The organism is Pantoea sp. PNA 03-3 (genome assembly GCF_003201175.1).
GTDB classification, from domain to species: Bacteria; Pseudomonadota; Gammaproteobacteria; order Enterobacterales; family Enterobacteriaceae; genus Pantoea; species Pantoea stewartii.
Genome location: NZ_QICO01000006.1, coordinates 108,269 through 125,143 on the forward strand (window position 1 = coordinate 108,269; position 16,875 = coordinate 125,143).

Sequence of the window (16,875 nt, forward strand, 5' to 3'; positions counted from 1 at the left end):
TTTCTTAACGATGCACTTCGCCACATATCAGCACGACGTTAGGACGCACTTTATGGATACGATTTGCCATGACTTCACAGGCGGTTTTCGTCGGATAAATGCGTTCTGATACCGGTAAAGCTTCACAGGCATCGTGTCCACACGCGCTGACCAATAACACAAAACCAATTAACATAACCGACTCCTTATCCCGGTCCGCGTACTGCGAGAAGGGTGAGTGTTCCTTTATATATCACCAGTATAGCTAATTGCCGTCGGACGCCTGTGTCACGGCAGTCGGTATCGGATTGCTCTGAGCAATTATACGCGTTCCCCGCTTATCAGGCAGTGAATTCTTACCCATCACTGCGATGGACAGCGCCGACGATATGGGTGGGCGAACCGCCGTTTTATAGCTTCAGCATGACGAGAAACGGGCTTCCTGATAAGGCTTATTCAGGTGTTTATTCGTCCTGAACCTCTTTAATGCTCGCGTTTTGATATTTCTCACACTTCTGATACGCAAATCTGAAACCGGTTGCAGAAAATTTTCACCCTGTGTATTCGTTAATCATTCACCACAAAGAGGAATACACCATGACGAAGATTTTACTGTGCTGTGCTGCGGGCATGTCCACCAGTATGGTGGTGCAGAAAATGGAAAAGGCGGCGCAACAGCAAGGGCTGGACGTCGAGATAAAAGCTGTGGGGATTGAAGAGTTTAGAGACGATATCGCCGATTACGACTGCTGCCTGCTCGGGCCACAAATCAAATACAAGCTGGCCGATTTTCAACCGATCGCCCAGCAATACAGCAAGCCGGTTGCGGTCATCAACAGTATGGATTACGGCATGATGAATGGTGAAAAAATATTAAGCGACGCACTAAAGCTTATTCATACCTGACACCAGGGAGGTCCGGGATATATCACGCGAAACCCGTACTGCGTCAGGCAGGTTATTCTCTTTTGCCTCAGCAAGGAGTCAGGCAATGAGCCACTTCAGTGAATCTCTATTCGGCGTCATCGAAAACCGTATTAGCCCACTGGCGGGCCGTCTTTCCAGCCAGCGTCATGTCATCGCTATCCGGGACGGATTTATTGCCTCCATGCCGTTTCTGATCGTGGGCTCGTTTATGCTGTTGTTTGCTCATCCGCCTTTTTCGGCAGACAGCAGTTGGGCGTTCGCACAGTGGTGGCTGAGCATGGTAAAGGCGCATGAAGAACAAATCATGATGCCGTACAACATGACGATGGGCATTATGGCGCTCTATATCGCCAGTGCCATCGCCTATAACCTGGCAAACAGTTATAAGATGAATGGCTTTATGGCGGCCAGTCTGTCGCTGATGGCGTTTCTGGTGGTGGCGGCACCGCAGAGCGGCAAAACGTTGCCGGTTGGTTCGCTGGGCGGGGAGGGCATTTTTACCGCCATTCTGGTCGCGCTCTTTGCGACGGAGCTGATGCACATTCTGCAGAAATACAACATCGGTTTCAAACTGCCCGAGCAGGTGCCGCCGAAGATCCGTCAGTCGTTCGATCTGCTCATCCCGATTATCACGATTTTTATTACGTTGTTTCCCCTGAGCCTGTGGGTGCAGGCGCAGTTCGGTATGTTGCTGCCTCAGGCCATCATGGCCATTTTCTCGCCCATCATCTCTGCCTCTGATTCGCTGCCTGCCGTGCTGGTGGCGGTACTGCTGTGCCATCTGCTGTGGTTTGCAGGCATTCATGGGGCGGTGATTGTCGGGGGCATATTGCAGGCTTTCTGGCTGACCAATCTCGGTCTGAATCAGCAGGCGCTGAACGCGGGAGAACCCGTCAGCCACGTGTTTATTGAACCCTTCTGGCAGTTTTTTATTGTTATCGGTGGCTCCGGTTCGACGATGGGGTTGGTGTTGCTTTACTTGCGCAGTCAGTCAGCACATCTGCGATCGATTGGAAAACTGAGTGTGGTGCCCAGCATGTTCAACATCAACGAACCGGTCATTTTTGGTTCACCGGTCGTGATGAACCCCATTCTGTTTATCCCTTTTATTCTTGCCCCGTTAGTCAACGCCGTCATTGCCTGGATCGCCACCAAAACGAACCTGATTAATCACGTGATCTCACTGGCTCCGTGGACGACGCCCGCCCCCATTGGGGCCGCCTGGTCAACCGGCTGGGACTGGCGCGTCATTGTGTTGATTGCCGTGCTGGTCACTATTGCCACGCTGATCTACTACCCGTTTTTCAAAATGTACGAGCGTCAACTGCTGCAGCAAGAGCAACCCTCTGCCGCAGCGCAACCGGTTAAGGAGTAACCCATGGAAATTGATGAAAGCACGGTAATCGAACTGATTATCCAGGCAGGCGAAGCTCGCTCCTGTTCAATGGAGGCGTTGCGGGCGGCGCGGCAGCAAAACTGGGCGCAGGCGGACAGTATGCTCAGTGCCGCAACCGCGGCGGCCAAAGCAGCCCATCAAACGCAGACGCAACTCATTGGCGCTGATGAGGGCAGCGGAAAGATTCCGGTCAGTCTGATTATGGTCCATGCTCAGGACCACCTGATGAACGCAATGCTCTGTCGCGAACTGGCTGAGGAGATCATTCAACTGCGCCGGGAGTTAGCCGCACGTTAAACAGGAGGTTATATGCAACATTCGACATTGCCCGCGTTTCCCAGGGACTTTCTCTGGGGCGCGTCCACCTCAGCTTATCAGGTTGAAGGGGCCTGGAATGAAGAGGGCAAAGGGCCTTCCGTCATTGACCAGGCAACCTTCCATCAGGATCTTACCGATTTTACCGTTTGCAGCGATCACTATCATCGTTTCAGAGAGGACATCGCGCTGCTGGCGGAGATGGGATTAAAAACCTACCGCTTTTCCATTGCCTGGAGCCGTCTTTATCCCGAGGGCGATGGTGCGTTGAACCCGGCGGGCGTGGCTTTTTATCAGCAGGTGATCGATGAACTCTGTCGGTACGGCATTACGCCGCTGGTCACCCTTTATCATTTTGATTTGCCCTGGGCGTTGCAGCAGGCGGGCGGCTGGTCTTCACGGCGTACAGTGGCGGCCTTTGAGCGTTTTGCCATCACCTGCTTTGAGCACTATGGTCGTCAGGTTAAGTACTGGCTGACCATCAACGAACAGAACATGATGATCCTCAAGGGCGATGTGATTGGTACGTTGCCACCCGGCACCGCCGATCCGCAGAAAACGCTGTATCAGCAGAATCACCATATGATGCTGGCACAGGCAAAAGCGATGATCGCCTGCCATGAACGGTTGCCGGATGCCAAAATTGGCCCGGCACCCAATATCTCCTGCGTCTATGCCGCCAGTGCGCGGCCGGAAGATGTGCTGGCAGCCGACAATTTCTCTGCAATTCGCAACTGGCTCTATCTGGATCTGGCGGTCCATGGTCGCTATAACGCCGTGGTCTGGGCTTTCCTGAAACAGCGCGGCTGGTTACCGACGATCGAAGACGATGACATGGCTATCATCGCCGCAGGCAAGCCGGATTTTATCGCCTTTAATTATTATGCGTCCGCGACGGTGGGGGCCGAAGGCGAGGGGGAGCAAAGCGAAAATAAACCTCGGCCCGATCAGCAAATGGCGGGCATTGATCGGTCGGTTTATGTGGGATGTGATAATCCGCATCTCCGGCAAAATCAGTTCGGCTGGTATATCGATCCGGTGGGTTTTCGCATTACGGCGCGCCAGATTTATGCCCGCTATGCTTTGCCGCTTATCGTGACCGAAAACGGGTTGGGTGCCTTTGATCGGCTGGAGGCCGATAATAAGGTACATGATGATTACCGTATTGCGTATCTGCGCGAACACATTGCGCAACTGCAGCTGGCACTTGCCGATGGTGTGGAACTGTTTGGCTATTGTCCCTGGTCGGCAATAGATCTGGTAAGTACGCATCAGGGCATCAACAAGCGTTACGGCTTTATTTACGTCAACCGCGATGAAAAAGATTTAAAGGATCTGGCACGTTACCGTAAGAAGAGTTTTTTCTGGTACCAGAAACTGATTCGTAGTAATGGCGCAACGCTGAACGATTCAGTCGACTACTGATGGTGCGCGGCAGGGATGCCGCGCCTTACTGTTTATAAGGCCCGTCAGTGACCGAGGCCCGTTCGATCAGGTGACCGCTAAACGGCGGCAAGGCCGTGACCGCTTCCCCTTCCAGCATCGCCACCAGCTGCGCCAGCGTGTGCTGAATCATCTCTGCGACCGGCACATGTACCGTGGTGAGCGGCGGCAGAAAAAATTCCGCCATACGAATATCATCAAAGCCCAGCAGGGAGACATCCTCCGGCAGCCGTTTGCCCGCAGCGTTCAGCGCCAGCGCGGCCCCAATAGCCATATCGTCATTACTGGCCATCAGTGCACTAAATGGCATGTCCGATTCAAGCAGCGTTTTTGCCGCCGCCATGCCGCTGGCGGGCGTCCATTCACCCTGCACGATCAGCGCACGGTCCGCTAAGCCATGCTCGTCAAGCGCCTGCTGATAACCGGCCAGGCGGGCCGCAGCGGTCGGTGAGCCTGCCAGACCCGTAATGAAAGCGATGTCGTAATGGCCGCGCGTAATCAAATAGCGGGTGGCCTGAAAGGTATTCTGCTGATGGGTGGCCCAGACGCAGTGTGCCGGATGACGCTGCAGCTGACGATTCACCACCATAACGGGAATGGCGTGTTGCTCAATAATGGCATCCAGCGCCGCGGTATCCAGAAAACGGGGGTAGATAATGATGGCGTCACAGCGCAGGTCGAGCAAAAACTCAATGGCGGCGCGTTCGTCGTCAGCGCTGGTTTTTCCATCCGCCAGAATAAGCTGCCGGCCATAGTTATTTGTCAACGTAGCAGCCTGAAACAGCAATTCGCTGAAGTAAGGCCCATTGAATAAAGAATGGGTAACGATAAGCCCGATATTCTGGGATTTCTGCGTCGCCAGGCTACGTGCCAGCAGGTTAGGGCGATAACCGGTTTCCGCCACAGCCTGAAAGACCTTCTGTTGCGTACTCTTACTGACGTAGCGATTTCCCGCCAGCACGCGCGAGACGGTGGCTTTAGAGACGCCGGCCTTGCGGGCCACATCCAGCATGGTAATCATGGGCTTTCTGACCATCCTTCCCTGTTAGTAAAAGATACACGCTGATTTTACGCAGGTTAGTGATGACCCGGTAACAAAAAGGGTAGCGGGATCAGGCGAAATACCAGGCAGGCAGAATCGCAATCAGATTATTCAGCGTATGCAGAAAGACCGGCAGGGCCAGCGTATTGCTGCGCAGACGGGCGTAGCAAAGCAGCATAGAAAACAGCGTCAGCGCCACCACCGTTTCCCAGTGGACATATTGCGTATGCATGAGCGCAAACAGTAACGAGGTCAGTAATACACAGGCAAAACGGCTGTTAGGTGCCCACAACAGAAATCCCTGTAATAAAAAGCCGCGAAACAACACTTCCTCAAACACAGGAGCCAGTAAGACGGCGGTCAACAGCAGGATAAGCATCGAACTGGGCCCCTGCTGAGTTTGTGCGACCAGCCAGCCTTCCGGCTGCAAATACTGCGTTTGTGCCACCATTAAAATAAACAGCGCGCCAATAAACAGTAAAGTCTGACCGGAACGCAAAAAGCCCAGAGGAATATCGGTACGACGCTGGCAATAAAAGCGATACAGCGGATAGATAACGGCAAATTCAAACAGGCAAAGCACAGGCACCAGTAAACCGTCATTACGCAGAATACCGTAATTAGGAAACAGGGTAATCAACATGGTAACGAGGTAATAAACAACAAAGCTGCCGACATAAAACAGTGTCAACGTCACTCTGTCGGAATTGGTGTTCATAGGCGACCCAGCCAGCGAAGATAAGCGCATAGTAGCAATGCCTCAAATCGCTGTCGAGAGAGCCGATCACACAATGTTAGCTGTTTATTACGCTACGTAAATGAGTCTGGGTTAATTAGTTAAAAATCAGAGCTTTGCCTGCGTTACACTTTGTCGCCTGTCAGGTCGCCCAGCCTGTCAGGCGTCAAACCGCACCCGCGAACGGGCCGCTTATCGCACCCGAACCGCAATCAGTGTCATCACAACGGCAAAGCAGATAAAAATCACAAGTTCCATAGTAGCCTCCTAAGATAATTCTTAGTAAGGTTAGCGTCTTGTATTTGAAATTCTGAACGGTAAGTGCCTTTACACTGGTTATCTGGCAATAAGGCAGCATTTAATGCTTAATAATGTGTGAATCGCTTGATTTTAACGATTCAACCCGGTGGTGGGGCTTGTTACGCTTCAGGTCAGGGTTTAACACGGTTACAGGAGAACATACGTGAATCATTACGGAAAAGTGCTGGTGGCAACCGGCTTCTTACTGCTGACGGCCTGTCAGTCCACCACGCAGCCTGATACGGCAGCCGTCCCGCCCGGCAAGGAAGCGGACAGTTGCGGTGCCTCTCATTACCAAAACTTTGTCGGCAAACCGCTGTCCGCCCTTGAGCAACAGCGTTTCAGTCAGAAGGTGCGCGCCATTCCGTGGAATTCTGCCGTCACGATGGATTTTAATTTCGCCCGCCTGAACTTTCTGGCAGACAAAAGCGGTACTATCACCCAGGTCTATTGTGGTTAAGCGTTAAATAAACCGCGCATTGTCATTGAGGTGTCATGGGGATAGGGGAAGATAAGGCCGGTATTCTGCTGTCTTCAGCCTGTGGTCGTCTGGTCGCACTGAGCCAGCAGGATCGGGATTTCCTCGTCACATCAATTTGCAATGCTCGTCTTGTTTATTCCCGCTCTGGCGGGAATTTTTTTCTGGCTCAGTCTGGAAGGAGCAACGCATGTACTCTCGTCCACGCCTCTCACTGTCATTACTGTTGCTGATCAGTCCGGTCGCACTGGCTTCCAGCCCGACGGCATGGCAGGAAAACCAACAGGTCATGCGGCAGGCCTGTATTAATGCCAGTACGCTAAGTAAGGTAAAAATCGTGGGACAGCCCATCGACTATGATGACAGCGTGGGTTACAGCGCCTTGTTACTTGAGGGGCATTACCCACAGAAGCAAATGAAAAACCGGCGTGGGCGTGAACTCTGCCTGTTTCAACGCAGCAGCGGCCGTGCCAGTGTAAGTGAAGCCCGTCAGCTCCGTTGGGTGAAATAGCATAAAGGCGGCCTACTCACGTGGCCGCGCTTCCATCAACTGGGCCAGTAAACCCCGGTAACGCTGCAGGCGCTGCTCATCCCCTTCAAACTCCAGTTTATTAATGACGCGTGCGATTATTGCCTTATTCGTTGTCGGCTGGCCTGCTTCCATCAGTTCACGCAGGATAACGGCCAGCAGATCGGACTCCGGCAGCACGTTCCAGTCCGGGCTGTTGAAGTAATCAGTGATAGCACGACTGGCACTATTAGATTGGACGCTCATTCCCCGTCTCCGCAAACAGACCCTTTGCCCGGTGCGCAACGGCGCAGCAGGCAGAAGCTACTGAATGATGGGCTCCCGGAAAGAACGGCAAGGGTTTTATCGGGAGCGTTTCGTTGGTCAGAACAGCCAACGTCCCGCCCGTACCTGGCGGTTTTTTAAACATAGGTGGGCCAGAGAGGATTGTCAGTAACAGCCTGAAATATTTTTCAGATGTGATGAGTGAAAATCGAATAGTGCCAATATGCAATAAGCCATTTTTTCAGATTATCTTGAAGAAAGACAAGCTGTTGCACTGAATCAGGTGCGTTTTTGGCGCAGCCAAAGGGCTGAGTAGCCCGTCATTATCGGGCCGTGAGGATCCTGTTGTCCGGGTGGAAGGTTAAGGAACAGGGGGACCGACTGCCCGCAATCGCGGGGAGATTATTCTCACGTTAACGGGAATGAAAACGGCCGTTATCGCTTGTAAGAAAAGAATCTCTGCTAAAAAAAGCCAGCCGGGAATCTTTATTTTATTTCGACTGAGTGAGTCAGCGTGTTATTTCATTGCGATAACAACGTTTCGTTTTCCGGCAAAATAAATGCAATAAAACCGTTGCGACAAAATGGCCTGAGTCGGGCGCAAAGCGGGCTGAAAAATCACTTTGTTTTTTAATCTGACGAATGCTAATTTTTATTTGTCTTACACGAAGGGGCCCCGGCATGAAAAACCTGATTGCTGAGTTGCTAATCACCCTGGCAGAAAAAGAAGAGGCGTCAAAAGAGCAGGTTGCACAGATCGAAGCGCTGGAAATCGTGGTTACCGCGATGCTGCGTTTGCTTCCACCCGAGCAGCATCACGCTATCGTCAGCAGTATTGAAACCGCCATGATGAATGCCGATGTAGATCATAATGATAAAAATACGGTCCTGCTAAAACGTTATGTCACGCGCTTACTTAATCGTCCGCGTATCTGAAAAGTGCCACCGACAATTCAGATTTGCGATCTCTGCCTTATTCCCTGATAAACGTATTCCGTATAGCGTGTAACGTGCCAGAATTAATCTGTTTTCATCAAGAGGGAGTGAATACAATGAAACGCGGTTTAATGACGCTAGTGTTAGCAGGCTTACTGGTGGGCGGCAGCGCCAGTGCGGCTGAGAAAACGCCACAACAGCAAAAAATGGCCATGTGTAATGAACATGCCACGTCACAAGCGTTGAAAGGCGATGTGCGAAAGAAATTTATGAGCGATTGCCTGAAAAAGGACAGTAAGGTCGCCGACATGTCGCCGCAGCAGGTAAAAATGAAAACCTGTAATCTGCAGGCCGGTGATAAAAAGCTGACGGGGGAAGCACGCAAAACCTTCATGAGTCAGTGTCTGAAGAAAAGTTAACGTTCGGTCGGCCATTTCGGTGGCCGCTTTAGTTTTCTCCTGCCTGCGCTGTCACATCCTCACGTATTTTTAATTTCCGCTTAAACAAACAGTTAGCAAAAAATCCTGACGTTAAAACCGGAGTCTGGCCGATCCTTTGCCACACTTACTGTTTACAGGCATTTGCGCAGAAGCCCTGTTGATCTGCGCGTTCAGCCGTGACAGTCGGAGAAGGAGCTATGTCGTGAACTATCAATTTGTGGTCGCTCTGAAGGATTTACCGCACCGCCAGCCGGTTAAAAAAAAGCTCGGGGAAACAGAGCTGCTGTTAATTCGTGATGGCGACAACGTACACGCTTACCAGGCGAAGTGTCCCCATGCCGGCGCACCCCTTGAGCAGGGTGCCATTTGTGAAAACCGGCTGATCTGTCCCTGGCATAAAGCCACTTTTGAACTGGACAGTGGCAAAATGTGTGAGCCGCTCGCGCTGGCCGATCTCAAACAGTATCCCGTGCGCATTGAAAACGAGGCGGTTCTGGTGAATCCCAAAGCCATGTCGCCTGCGACTGCGATAGGCAGTGGAGCCGCTGCGCCGGTCTTTGTCGTGCTGGGTGGTGGCGCAGCCGGGAGTGCGGCGCTATGGCGGTTACGTCACGAGGGGTTTAAAGGGCGGCTGATCCTGATTGAGCAGGAGCCTGATGCACCCTATGATCGCACGGCGTTAACCAAATTTGTCCCCTCGGGCAAAATGGACATCGATGAGGTGCCCTCACTGCTGGGTGAGGACATCATGGCGCACGTAGAACGCCTGCAAAAGCGCGTGGAGCGGATTGATAACCATCAGCACCGGATAATATTTGCTGACGGTACGACGCTGCAATTCGATAAGCTCCTGATTGCCACAGGTGGCGCGCCCGTCAAACCTGCGCTGGCCGGGCGCGATCTTGCTGGCGTTCATATCCTGCGCAGTAAACAGCACACCGCAGACTTACTGCAGGCGGTCGATGACACTCAACAGATTGTCATTATCGGCAACAGCTTTATCGGCATGGAACTGGCCTCCTCACTGCGTAATCGCGACATTGATGTCACCGTCATTGCGCGTCATCCGCTGCCGTTTGCGAAACAGTTTGGCGAAGCCGTGGGTCGCTATTTTTATCAGCTCCATCAGGCGAACGGCGTAAAGTTTATCGAAGGCGAGATCGATGCCCTGCTGGGCGAAGACCATGTTAACGCGGTACGACTAAAAACGGGCAAGCATATTGCCGCCGATGTGGTGCTGTTTGCGACCGGCGTTAAACCCGCCACACACTTTATTCATGATTTGCCGCTGCTGGAGGATGGCAGTCTGCAAACGGACGAACAACTCCGGGTGGCCGAGAATGTCTGGGTGGCAGGCGATATCGCCACGTATCCTTCTCCCCAGGGGCCGTTACGAATCGAACACTTTCGTGTTGCCGAACAACAGGGACAGACAGCGGCCATCAATATGCTGGGCAATATCCGTCACTTTGATCGGGTGCCGTTTTTCTGGACCGCGCACTATGGTACGCGCTATGAATATCTTGGCCATGCGGCGGACTGGGATGACTACCAGTCGGTGGGCTCGCTGGAAGAAAAGGAATTCATGGCGTTTTATGGCAAAGAAGGGCAACTGGCGGCGATTTTCTCCTGTGGCCTTTACACTCTGACCGCCGCGCTGGTTGACAACATGCAGCAACCCATGACGGTGAAGCAGGCGCTGGCGCTTTATCAGGACTACCGTTCCGCCGGCTAGTGGGGATGCGCCTGGCAACGCGCACTGCCGTTGCCAGACGCCGCGGGTTAACTGCGGCTCAGCTTCTCTGATTTCGCCATGCACTGCTGCATCGCCTCAATCACGGCGGAGCGAAAACCTTTTTCTTCCAGAACTTTGACCGCTTCTATCGTGGTGCCGCCCGGCGAGCATACCATATCTTTTAACTCGCCCGGGTGTTTGCCGGTCTCCAGTACCATCTGTGCCGAACCTTTTACGGCCTGTGCCGCAAACTGGTAGGCCTGCGCCCGCGGCATGCCACCAGCCACCGCAGCATCGGCCATGGCTTCAATGAACATAAACACGTAAGCCGGTGCCGAACCACTCACGCCTACCACGGAATGAATCAGGTATTCATCCACTACCGCGGCCTGGCCAAAGCTTTTAAACATTGCAACGACCTCATCGAGTTCGCTCTGTTCAACCAGCGCATTGGGCGTGACCGAGGTCATCCCTTCTCCCACCAGAGACGGGGTATTCGGCATGGCCCGAATGATTTTTCGATCGTGTCCCAGTACGGAGGCCAGATTGTCCAGGGTAACGCCTGCCGCAATGGAGACAACCAGCGTCTCTTTTTTCATGCAGGTGGCGAGATCATTCAGAACTCTGAGGATGACGTTCGGTTTTACCGCACCAAACAGGACATCAACATGCTGCGCCAGCGCTTCTGCGCTCTCAGCCGCATGGATACCGTACTGTTCGGCCATTTCCTGATTAGTGCTGGCTTTACGGTCATAAATCCAGATCGCTGACGGTGCAACTTGCCCGCTGTTTATCAGGCCGCCAATGATGGCTTTGGCCATGTTGCCTCCACCAATAAATCCGATTTTCTTTTCCTGCATCACCGTCTCCTTCGCTGTTTACATATATCAACGATGTAGCTTACTGCAGACAGGATTAATAACAAGTTAGCCCTGTGCTGAACGGCCTGCTGTCCCCCCGCTGACCGGAGGCGTTTAACCGTGCCAGGACATGGCGCGGTGCGCTGCGCATTAAGGCGCAGGGGCGGTGCAGCCAGGTCGACTAAAGCAGGTTCTGCGTTAAAGAGGGCTGTGTTTTTCACTCAACCCGATCAGCAAAACAGGTTACCATCGTCACTCTTTTGCAGAACAAGGAATAACGATGGCTATCTGGGTTGATGCTGATGCCTGTCCTAACGTGATTAAGGACGTGCTGTACCGGGCAGCGGACAGAACGCAAACCGTGGTGACCTTTGTGGCTAACCAGTCCCTGCGGGTGCCACCTTCGCCCTGGCTGCGAACACTACAGGTGCCTGCGGGATTTGATGTGGCGGACAATGAGATTGTTAAGCGCGTAAACGTCGGCGATCTGGTGATTACGGCCGATATTCCGTTGGCCGCGGAAGTGATTGAGAAGGGCGCGGCAGCCTTGAATCCACGCGGGGAGCGCTATTCACCAGCAACCATTCGCGAACGACTGACCATGCGCGATTTTATGGACACCATGCGCGCCAGCGGTGTTCAGACAGGCGGCCCCGCCGCATTAAGCCCACGGGACCGCCAGCAGTTTGCCAATGAACTAGACAGCTGGCTCCGACAACGCCAGCGCTAAATCAGACGAAGTTGTCGTCGTCGTCGAAGTCATTGCCGCCAAAATCATTCAGGTCGCCGTTGTCGGCGTAGGAATCACTCCAGCCGTTACTTTGATCCAGGAACGACTGATTATCCGCCCCGTTCTGGTCAAGGAACGACTGATCGTTGCCACCGTTGAAGGTATTCAGACTGTCGTCCACCTGCGGCAACGGCTGCTCGTTGATGATGTTAACGATCTCCTGCGGCTGAGAATGATGGAACATGCTGGTCAGCATATCGGCCATGACTACACCGCCTGCCACCCCAACGGCGGTTTGCAGGGCACCGCCCAGGAAGCCGCTGCCACGTGGCGCCGGGGCGCTGGCATAAGGTTGCTGCGGTTGCGGTGCCTGTTGCGGCGCACTGTTCCACTGCGGCTGAGCTGGCTGCGGTTGGGCGCTGCCGCCGCCAAACAGGCTGGATAAAAATCCACCGCTGCTCTTCGGCTGCTGCTGCGCCTGTTGTTGCGCCAGCTGGTTTTCCATTTCCTTAATACGTTCATTAAGTTTTTTAAGGGCCGCTTCCTGAATCAGAATGGCCTGCGCCATGTAGTAGGGCGCGCCTGGTTGTTCCTGCAGGTGTTGTTTGATGAGTTGTTCGGCAGCAGCATCGCGCGCCGCTGTCTGGCTTTCCGCTTGTTTCAAACGGCTGAACAGATTTTCAATCAGTTGTTGTTCTTCGCGTTGCATGATTACTCTCCCGTTGCGACTGTAAACAGTATATGGGGGCGATAAGCAGCAATGTAAATTCGTGGCGGTAAGCAAATGTTGCAGAGACAAAAATACGGTGTTCATGCACAAAATGTGCATGGTTAATTCATTGTTTATAAAAAGTTTAATGTAATGCGTTGTCTGACTGTGCGTAAAATACGCTCAATGGGTAGAGGCCGCCATCATTTCCCGCTATGATGCGCGTATTATTTAAGCCAGACCTGCAGCTGTTATGGGCTGTACGGCGGAGGAAGTGCCCAGATGTCCTTGTCCATTTTTTTGATTGGTGCGCGCGGCTGCGGAAAAACCACCATCGGTGAAGCCCTGTCTCATGCGCTGGGTTATGCCTTCCGCGATACCGATCACCACCTGCAATTCACGACCCAGCGTACCGTGGCTGAAATTGTCGCGGCGGAAGGCTGGGAAAGCTTTCGTGCGCGGGAGACCGAGTCGCTGAAAGCCGTGACGGCGCCCTCAACCATCATCGCGACCGGTGGTGGCATGGTGCTGGCAGAGGTCAACCGCCGCTATATGCGCGAACATGGTCAGGTTATCTGGTTAAGTGCGCCTTCTGAGGTGCTTGCGCGACGTCTGGAAAGCCAGCCTGAAGCTGCGCAGCGCCCGACGCTGACCGGACGGCCCATCGCTGAAGAGATGACAGAGGTGCTGCGCGCCCGTGCCCACCTGTACCGTATGGCCGCTCATCATGAAGTGGACGCGATGCAGCCGCCGGAACGCGTTGTAGAGCAAATTCTGCAGTCGTTATCGCTGGCACGCGCCAGCTAACCGTCAGATTTATCTCCTTCCCGCCGCGATTTACGCCTTTTTGACTATACTTATTCCATGACGGGCAACCGCCTGTCGTGTGGAATGTCATTCAGCCAAGAGGGACAAATGATGCCGTCAAGACCTCCTTACCCCAGAGAAGCGCGCGTTGTGACCGTGGAAAAAGGCCCCGAAGGTAAAAAAGTCACGTCCTGGCAACTGCGAGCCGATCATCCGAAGCCGGATTCACTCATCAGTGAGCACGATTCAGAGCAGGAAGCGCATGATGCGAAACAACGTTACGAAGATGTAGAAAAAGAGTAAGCCGTCGCGCTGGCAAGGATGCCGTCGATGCGCGCCCGTCTTATCCCCGTCCCTTGTCACCGCCAGCGATCACATTCGCTCATTATTTCGCGTGACAGATCAGCAAGTTCGCTTCTACACTGCCAGTCACCCTAATGTGCTGTGAGGAAGATTTATGCTCAACGTAAGTGAGTATTTTGACGGAAAAGTTAAATCCATCGGTTTTGACAGTGCGAGCACCGGTCGTGCCAGCGTTGGTGTGATGGCAGAAGGCGAATATACCTTTGGCACTGCCCAGCCGGAAGAGATGACCGTGGTCAGTGGATCAATGAAAGTGTTGCTGCCGGGGGAAACAGAGTGGAAATGGTTCGAGGCGGGATCGGTATTTAACGTGCCGGGTCACAGCGAGTTTCATCTGCAGGTAGGCGAGCCCAGCTCTTATCTTTGCCGCTATCTGAAAGACTGAAAAAAACGGCCGCATCTTTTGCGGCCGCCTGTTTTACCGCTGAGCCTCACCACCCAACGCTTCAATCAGATTACTGGTCAGGGCGGCCAGTTCGCTGGTCATCAGGATAAAGTCGGCATCGAAGCGCTGAGCAAAATCCTCCCGATCGATATCGTCGTTCTGATCACGCAGCGTATCGCTGAATTTCAGGCGCTTCACGGAACCATCATCCGACAGGACGAACTGAATCCGTTCCTGCCAGTCGAGCGCCAGTTTTGTCACCAGCTTGCCGGCCTCGATATGGTTGGCGATTTCGTCGCATACCAGGTCCTGTTTTTTACAGCGAATCACGCCGCCGTCTTCCAGAATCGCTTTCAGCTCGGCTTCATCCATCAGGGCAAAGCCTGCGGGCAGATCGCCGGAACGTACCCACTCGGTCAGCGTCAGTTCAATCGGGCTTTCCAGCGTCAGAGGTACGACCGGCAGTGAACCCAGGCTTTTACGCAGCAGGGCCAGCGTATCTTCGGCTTTTTTCGCGCTGGCGCAGTCCACCATGATCAGATTATTAACGGTATCGATCCACATAAACGTCTGGCTGAAACGGCTGAAGGCACGCGGCAACAGGCTGTGCAGCACTTCATCCTTAAGCGAATCTTTCTCGGTTTTTTTCAGCTTACGGCTCTGTTCTGCCTCAAGCTTGTCAATTTTGGCTTCCAGCGCCTGCTTCACCACCGGTGAAGGCAAAATTTTCTCTTCTTTGCGCGCGCAGATGACAATCTGACCGTTATTCACATGGGTCAGCGCATCGCTGCGATTTCCCATCGGTGACACCCAACCGGTCTTGCTCATGTCCTGGCTGCCACAAGGCGAGAAGGTGAATGCCTCAAGCTGTTTTTCCATGTCGTCTGCGGACAACGGAATGTCACGATTCAGACGATAAACCATCATATTTTTAAACCACAACATCAGGATTCCTTACCGTGGCGCGATCGGGCGCACAAATCTCACTAAGTGTGCGCATGATAGCGAAACATCGATGCGGTTTCATTGCCTTTAAGGGCATCGCCTTTTAGTGTAAGAATCCCCTAACGAATAATGAGGAATAAACCGTGCGCATCGGCATTGATTTGGGCGGCACCAAAACAGAAGTGATTGCGTTGTCCAGCGAGGGAAGCGAGCTGTTTCGCCATCGGGTTTCCACGCCCCGAAACGACTATGCCGCTACGGTACAGGCTATTGTCGATCTGGTGCGTCTGGCGGAAGAAAAGACCGGACAGACGGGCACGGTAGGCCTCGGTATTCCCGGCACGCTTTCGCCCTACACGCAGCGGGTAAAAAACGCGAACTCAACCTGGCTTAACGGACAGCTGCTGGACAAGGATCTGGCGCACGCGCTGAATCGTGACGTCCGCATTGCCAACGACGCGAACTGTCTGGCCGTATCCGAAGCCGTTGACGGCGCGGGTGCCGGTAAGCCGCTGGTCTTTGGAGTGATTATTGGCACCGGTTCGGGGGCGGGCGTGGCGATAAACGGCGAATCCCGTATCGGTGGCAATGGTAATGCGGGCGAATGGGGCCACAATCCGCTGCCGTGGATGGACGAAGATGAACTGCGCTATCGCGCTGAAGTGCCGTGTTATTGCGGGCTACAGGGCTGTATTGAAACCTTTGTCTCGGGCACCGGCTTTGCCACTGATTATCAGCGTTTGAGCGGCGTTACACGCAAAGGTGCCGAGATTGTTCACCTGCTGGCACAGCAGGATCCGGTGGCGGAACTGGCTATGAGCCGCTACGAAATGCGCCTGGCTAAATCGCTGGCCCAGGTGGTTAACCTGATCGATCCGGATGTGATTGTTCTGGGCGGCGGCATGAGCAACGTGGATCGTCTGTACCAGACCGTCCCCACACTGATGAAAAAATGGGTATTTGGCGGCGAATGTGAAACGCCGGTACTGAAAGCCGTACACGGGGATTCGAGCGGTGTTCGCGGAGCCGCCTGGCTCTGGCCTGAGTAATCCGTTGTGGACGGTGAACCGCCAGTTTTCAGGCTTGATCACCGTCAGGCTGCACCGCCGGTTCAGGACTTTCCGAAAGGGCGCATCTGCATTTACGTTCAGGCCGCGATGGCGCGAGCTGCCGCGTTATGGTTACGGGGCAAAAGCAAATACCCATTGCCGGGGCGCGCCCTGAGGCGGAAGGGGCATATCACGCGCGCTACTCACGCTCTGCCAGGCGCTCAGGCATAACGATTCATTTCCTTCTGTGCGCATGACGTTATAGCGGCCGTCCGCGCGGCGTTGTGCCGTCACCAGGCAGCGCTGGCCTGCGTAACGTTGCGCGTGATGAAAATTGCGCATCACCACGGCATTCACCTGCGCGATATAGTGGTCGACGGCCTGGCACTGAGTCTGCGTCATGTTCGGCGCGCAGTGCCTGGCATCAGCGCCGTGCGGCTGGCTGCAGCCTGCTAAAAGCAGCAGGGCAACCGCGAAAATACCGGTCCATCTCAACATGGTTAACCT

22 protein-coding genes are annotated in these 16,875 nt (G+C 53.7%); 14 read left to right on the forward strand and 8 right to left on the reverse strand.

Going from position 1 to position 16,875, the window contains the following annotated elements; all coding sequences use genetic code 11:
* Nucleotides 1–4: 4 nt before the first annotated feature.
* Nucleotides 5–175 (reverse strand): hypothetical protein, encoded by a 171-nt coding sequence (locus C7433_RS23770; protein WP_006118086.1) that lies wholly within the window; start codon nucleotides 173–175, stop codon nucleotides 5–7.
* Nucleotides 176–576: 401 nt separating this feature from the next.
* On the opposite strand from C7433_RS23770, the gene C7433_RS16695 reads away from it, so the two are divergent.
* The 4 genes from C7433_RS16695 to C7433_RS16710 all read left to right on the forward strand — a co-directional run bounded on the left by C7433_RS16695 (nucleotide 577) and on the right by C7433_RS16710 (nucleotide 4,042).
* Complete coding sequence (locus C7433_RS16695) at nucleotides 577–885, forward strand: PTS sugar transporter subunit IIB (protein ID WP_006118087.1); 309 nt, start codon at nucleotides 577–579, stop codon at nucleotides 883–885.
* Between the two features lie 85 nt (nucleotides 886–970).
* A complete protein-coding gene (locus C7433_RS16700; protein WP_110268589.1) occupies nucleotides 971–2,281 on the forward strand; it encodes a PTS sugar transporter subunit IIC in 1,311 nt (436 codons plus the stop codon).
* 3 nt (nucleotides 2,282–2,284) lie between these two features.
* Nucleotides 2,285–2,599 carry a PTS lactose/cellobiose transporter subunit IIA gene (locus C7433_RS16705; RefSeq protein WP_006118134.1) on the forward strand — a complete coding sequence of 105 codons (315 nt, stop codon included), beginning with the start codon at nucleotides 2,285–2,287 and terminating at the stop codon, nucleotides 2,597–2,599.
* Between the two features lie 12 nt (nucleotides 2,600–2,611).
* Complete coding sequence (locus C7433_RS16710) at nucleotides 2,612–4,042, forward strand: glycoside hydrolase family 1 protein (protein WP_110268590.1); 1,431 nt, start codon at nucleotides 2,612–2,614, stop codon at nucleotides 4,040–4,042.
* A gap of 25 nt (nucleotides 4,043–4,067) precedes the next feature.
* On the opposite strand, the gene C7433_RS16715 is transcribed toward C7433_RS16710, so the two are convergent.
* Both C7433_RS16715 and C7433_RS16720 read right to left on the reverse strand, forming a co-directional pair.
* Nucleotides 4,068–5,081 (reverse strand): LacI family DNA-binding transcriptional regulator, encoded by a 1,014-nt coding sequence (locus C7433_RS16715; protein ID WP_146212567.1) that lies wholly within the window; start codon nucleotides 5,079–5,081, stop codon nucleotides 4,068–4,070.
* A gap of 91 nt (nucleotides 5,082–5,172) precedes the next feature.
* Nucleotides 5,173–5,820 (reverse strand): CPBP family intramembrane glutamic endopeptidase, encoded by a 648-nt coding sequence (locus C7433_RS16720; protein WP_033738779.1) that lies wholly within the window; start codon nucleotides 5,818–5,820, stop codon nucleotides 5,173–5,175.
* A gap of 481 nt (nucleotides 5,821–6,301) precedes the next feature.
* On the opposite strand from C7433_RS16720, the gene C7433_RS16725 reads away from it, so the two are divergent.
* On the forward strand, nucleotides 6,302–6,598 hold the full coding sequence (locus tag C7433_RS16725) for an I78 family peptidase inhibitor (RefSeq protein ID WP_033738606.1): 297 nt from the start codon (nucleotides 6,302–6,304) through the stop codon (nucleotides 6,596–6,598).
* Between the two features lie 208 nt (nucleotides 6,599–6,806).
* The gene (locus C7433_RS16730; protein ID WP_006118139.1) at nucleotides 6,807–7,127 is read left to right on the forward strand and encodes a hypothetical protein; all 321 of its coding nucleotides are present in this window, start codon (nucleotides 6,807–6,809) and stop codon (nucleotides 7,125–7,127) included.
* A gap of 12 nt (nucleotides 7,128–7,139) precedes the next feature.
* Here the strand turns inward: C7433_RS16730 and C7433_RS16735 are convergent, their stop codons facing one another.
* Nucleotides 7,140–7,391 (reverse strand): biofilm development regulator YmgB/AriR family protein, encoded by a 252-nt coding sequence (locus C7433_RS16735; RefSeq protein WP_006118140.1) that lies wholly within the window; start codon nucleotides 7,389–7,391, stop codon nucleotides 7,140–7,142.
* 699 nt (nucleotides 7,392–8,090) lie between these two features.
* Here C7433_RS16735 and iraP point away from each other — a divergent pair.
* The 3 genes from iraP to C7433_RS16750 all read left to right on the forward strand — a co-directional run bounded on the left by iraP (nucleotide 8,091) and on the right by C7433_RS16750 (nucleotide 10,520).
* On the forward strand, nucleotides 8,091–8,345 hold the full coding sequence (iraP, locus tag C7433_RS16740; protein WP_006117590.1) for an anti-adapter protein IraP: 255 nt from the start codon (nucleotides 8,091–8,093) through the stop codon (nucleotides 8,343–8,345).
* Between the two features lie 116 nt (nucleotides 8,346–8,461).
* Complete coding sequence (locus C7433_RS16745; RefSeq protein ID WP_006117589.1) at nucleotides 8,462–8,764, forward strand: PsiF family protein; 303 nt, start codon at nucleotides 8,462–8,464, stop codon at nucleotides 8,762–8,764.
* Between the two features lie 223 nt (nucleotides 8,765–8,987).
* Complete coding sequence (locus tag C7433_RS16750) at nucleotides 8,988–10,520, forward strand: FAD-dependent oxidoreductase (protein ID WP_033738609.1); 1,533 nt, start codon at nucleotides 8,988–8,990, stop codon at nucleotides 10,518–10,520.
* 47 nt (nucleotides 10,521–10,567) lie between these two features.
* Here the strand turns inward: C7433_RS16750 and proC are convergent, their stop codons facing one another.
* Nucleotides 10,568–11,380 (reverse strand): pyrroline-5-carboxylate reductase, encoded by an 813-nt coding sequence (gene proC / locus C7433_RS16755; protein WP_033738612.1) that lies wholly within the window; start codon nucleotides 11,378–11,380, stop codon nucleotides 10,568–10,570.
* A 280-nt stretch (nucleotides 11,381–11,660) separates the two neighbouring features.
* On the opposite strand from proC, the gene C7433_RS16760 reads away from it, so the two are divergent.
* Entirely contained in the window at nucleotides 11,661–12,110 is a 450-nt protein-coding gene (locus C7433_RS16760) for a YaiI/YqxD family protein (RefSeq protein ID WP_006117586.1), read from the forward strand.
* Between the two features lies 1 nt (nucleotide 12,111).
* Here the strand turns inward: C7433_RS16760 and C7433_RS16765 are convergent, their stop codons facing one another.
* Complete coding sequence (locus tag C7433_RS16765; protein ID WP_110268592.1) at nucleotides 12,112–12,819, reverse strand: DUF2076 domain-containing protein; 708 nt, start codon at nucleotides 12,817–12,819, stop codon at nucleotides 12,112–12,114.
* A gap of 282 nt (nucleotides 12,820–13,101) precedes the next feature.
* On the opposite strand from C7433_RS16765, the gene aroL reads away from it, so the two are divergent.
* From aroL to ppnP, 3 genes are all read left to right on the forward strand, one after another.
* Nucleotides 13,102–13,626 (forward strand): shikimate kinase AroL, encoded by a 525-nt coding sequence (aroL, locus tag C7433_RS16770; protein WP_006117584.1) that lies wholly within the window; start codon nucleotides 13,102–13,104, stop codon nucleotides 13,624–13,626.
* 111 nt (nucleotides 13,627–13,737) lie between these two features.
* On the forward strand, nucleotides 13,738–13,929 hold the full coding sequence (locus C7433_RS16775; RefSeq protein ID WP_006117583.1) for a YaiA family protein: 192 nt from the start codon (nucleotides 13,738–13,740) through the stop codon (nucleotides 13,927–13,929).
* A gap of 154 nt (nucleotides 13,930–14,083) precedes the next feature.
* On the forward strand, nucleotides 14,084–14,374 hold the full coding sequence (gene ppnP, locus C7433_RS16780; RefSeq protein ID WP_006117582.1) for a pyrimidine/purine nucleoside phosphorylase: 291 nt from the start codon (nucleotides 14,084–14,086) through the stop codon (nucleotides 14,372–14,374).
* Nucleotides 14,375–14,407: 33 nt separating this feature from the next.
* Here the strand turns inward: ppnP and rdgC are convergent, their stop codons facing one another.
* The gene (gene rdgC, locus C7433_RS16785; RefSeq protein WP_033738615.1) at nucleotides 14,408–15,319 is read right to left on the reverse strand and encodes a recombination-associated protein RdgC; all 912 of its coding nucleotides are present in this window, start codon (nucleotides 15,317–15,319) and stop codon (nucleotides 14,408–14,410) included.
* Between the two features lie 143 nt (nucleotides 15,320–15,462).
* Between rdgC and mak the strand changes: the two genes are divergently transcribed.
* Nucleotides 15,463–16,368 (forward strand): fructokinase, encoded by a 906-nt coding sequence (gene mak / locus C7433_RS16790; RefSeq protein WP_110268593.1) that lies wholly within the window; start codon nucleotides 15,463–15,465, stop codon nucleotides 16,366–16,368.
* Nucleotides 16,369–16,500: 132 nt separating this feature from the next.
* On the opposite strand, the gene C7433_RS16795 is transcribed toward mak, so the two are convergent.
* On the reverse strand, nucleotides 16,501–16,866 hold the full coding sequence (locus C7433_RS16795; RefSeq protein WP_033738618.1) for a cell envelope integrity protein TolA: 366 nt from the start codon (nucleotides 16,864–16,866) through the stop codon (nucleotides 16,501–16,503).
* Nucleotides 16,867–16,875 lie beyond the last annotated feature (9 nt).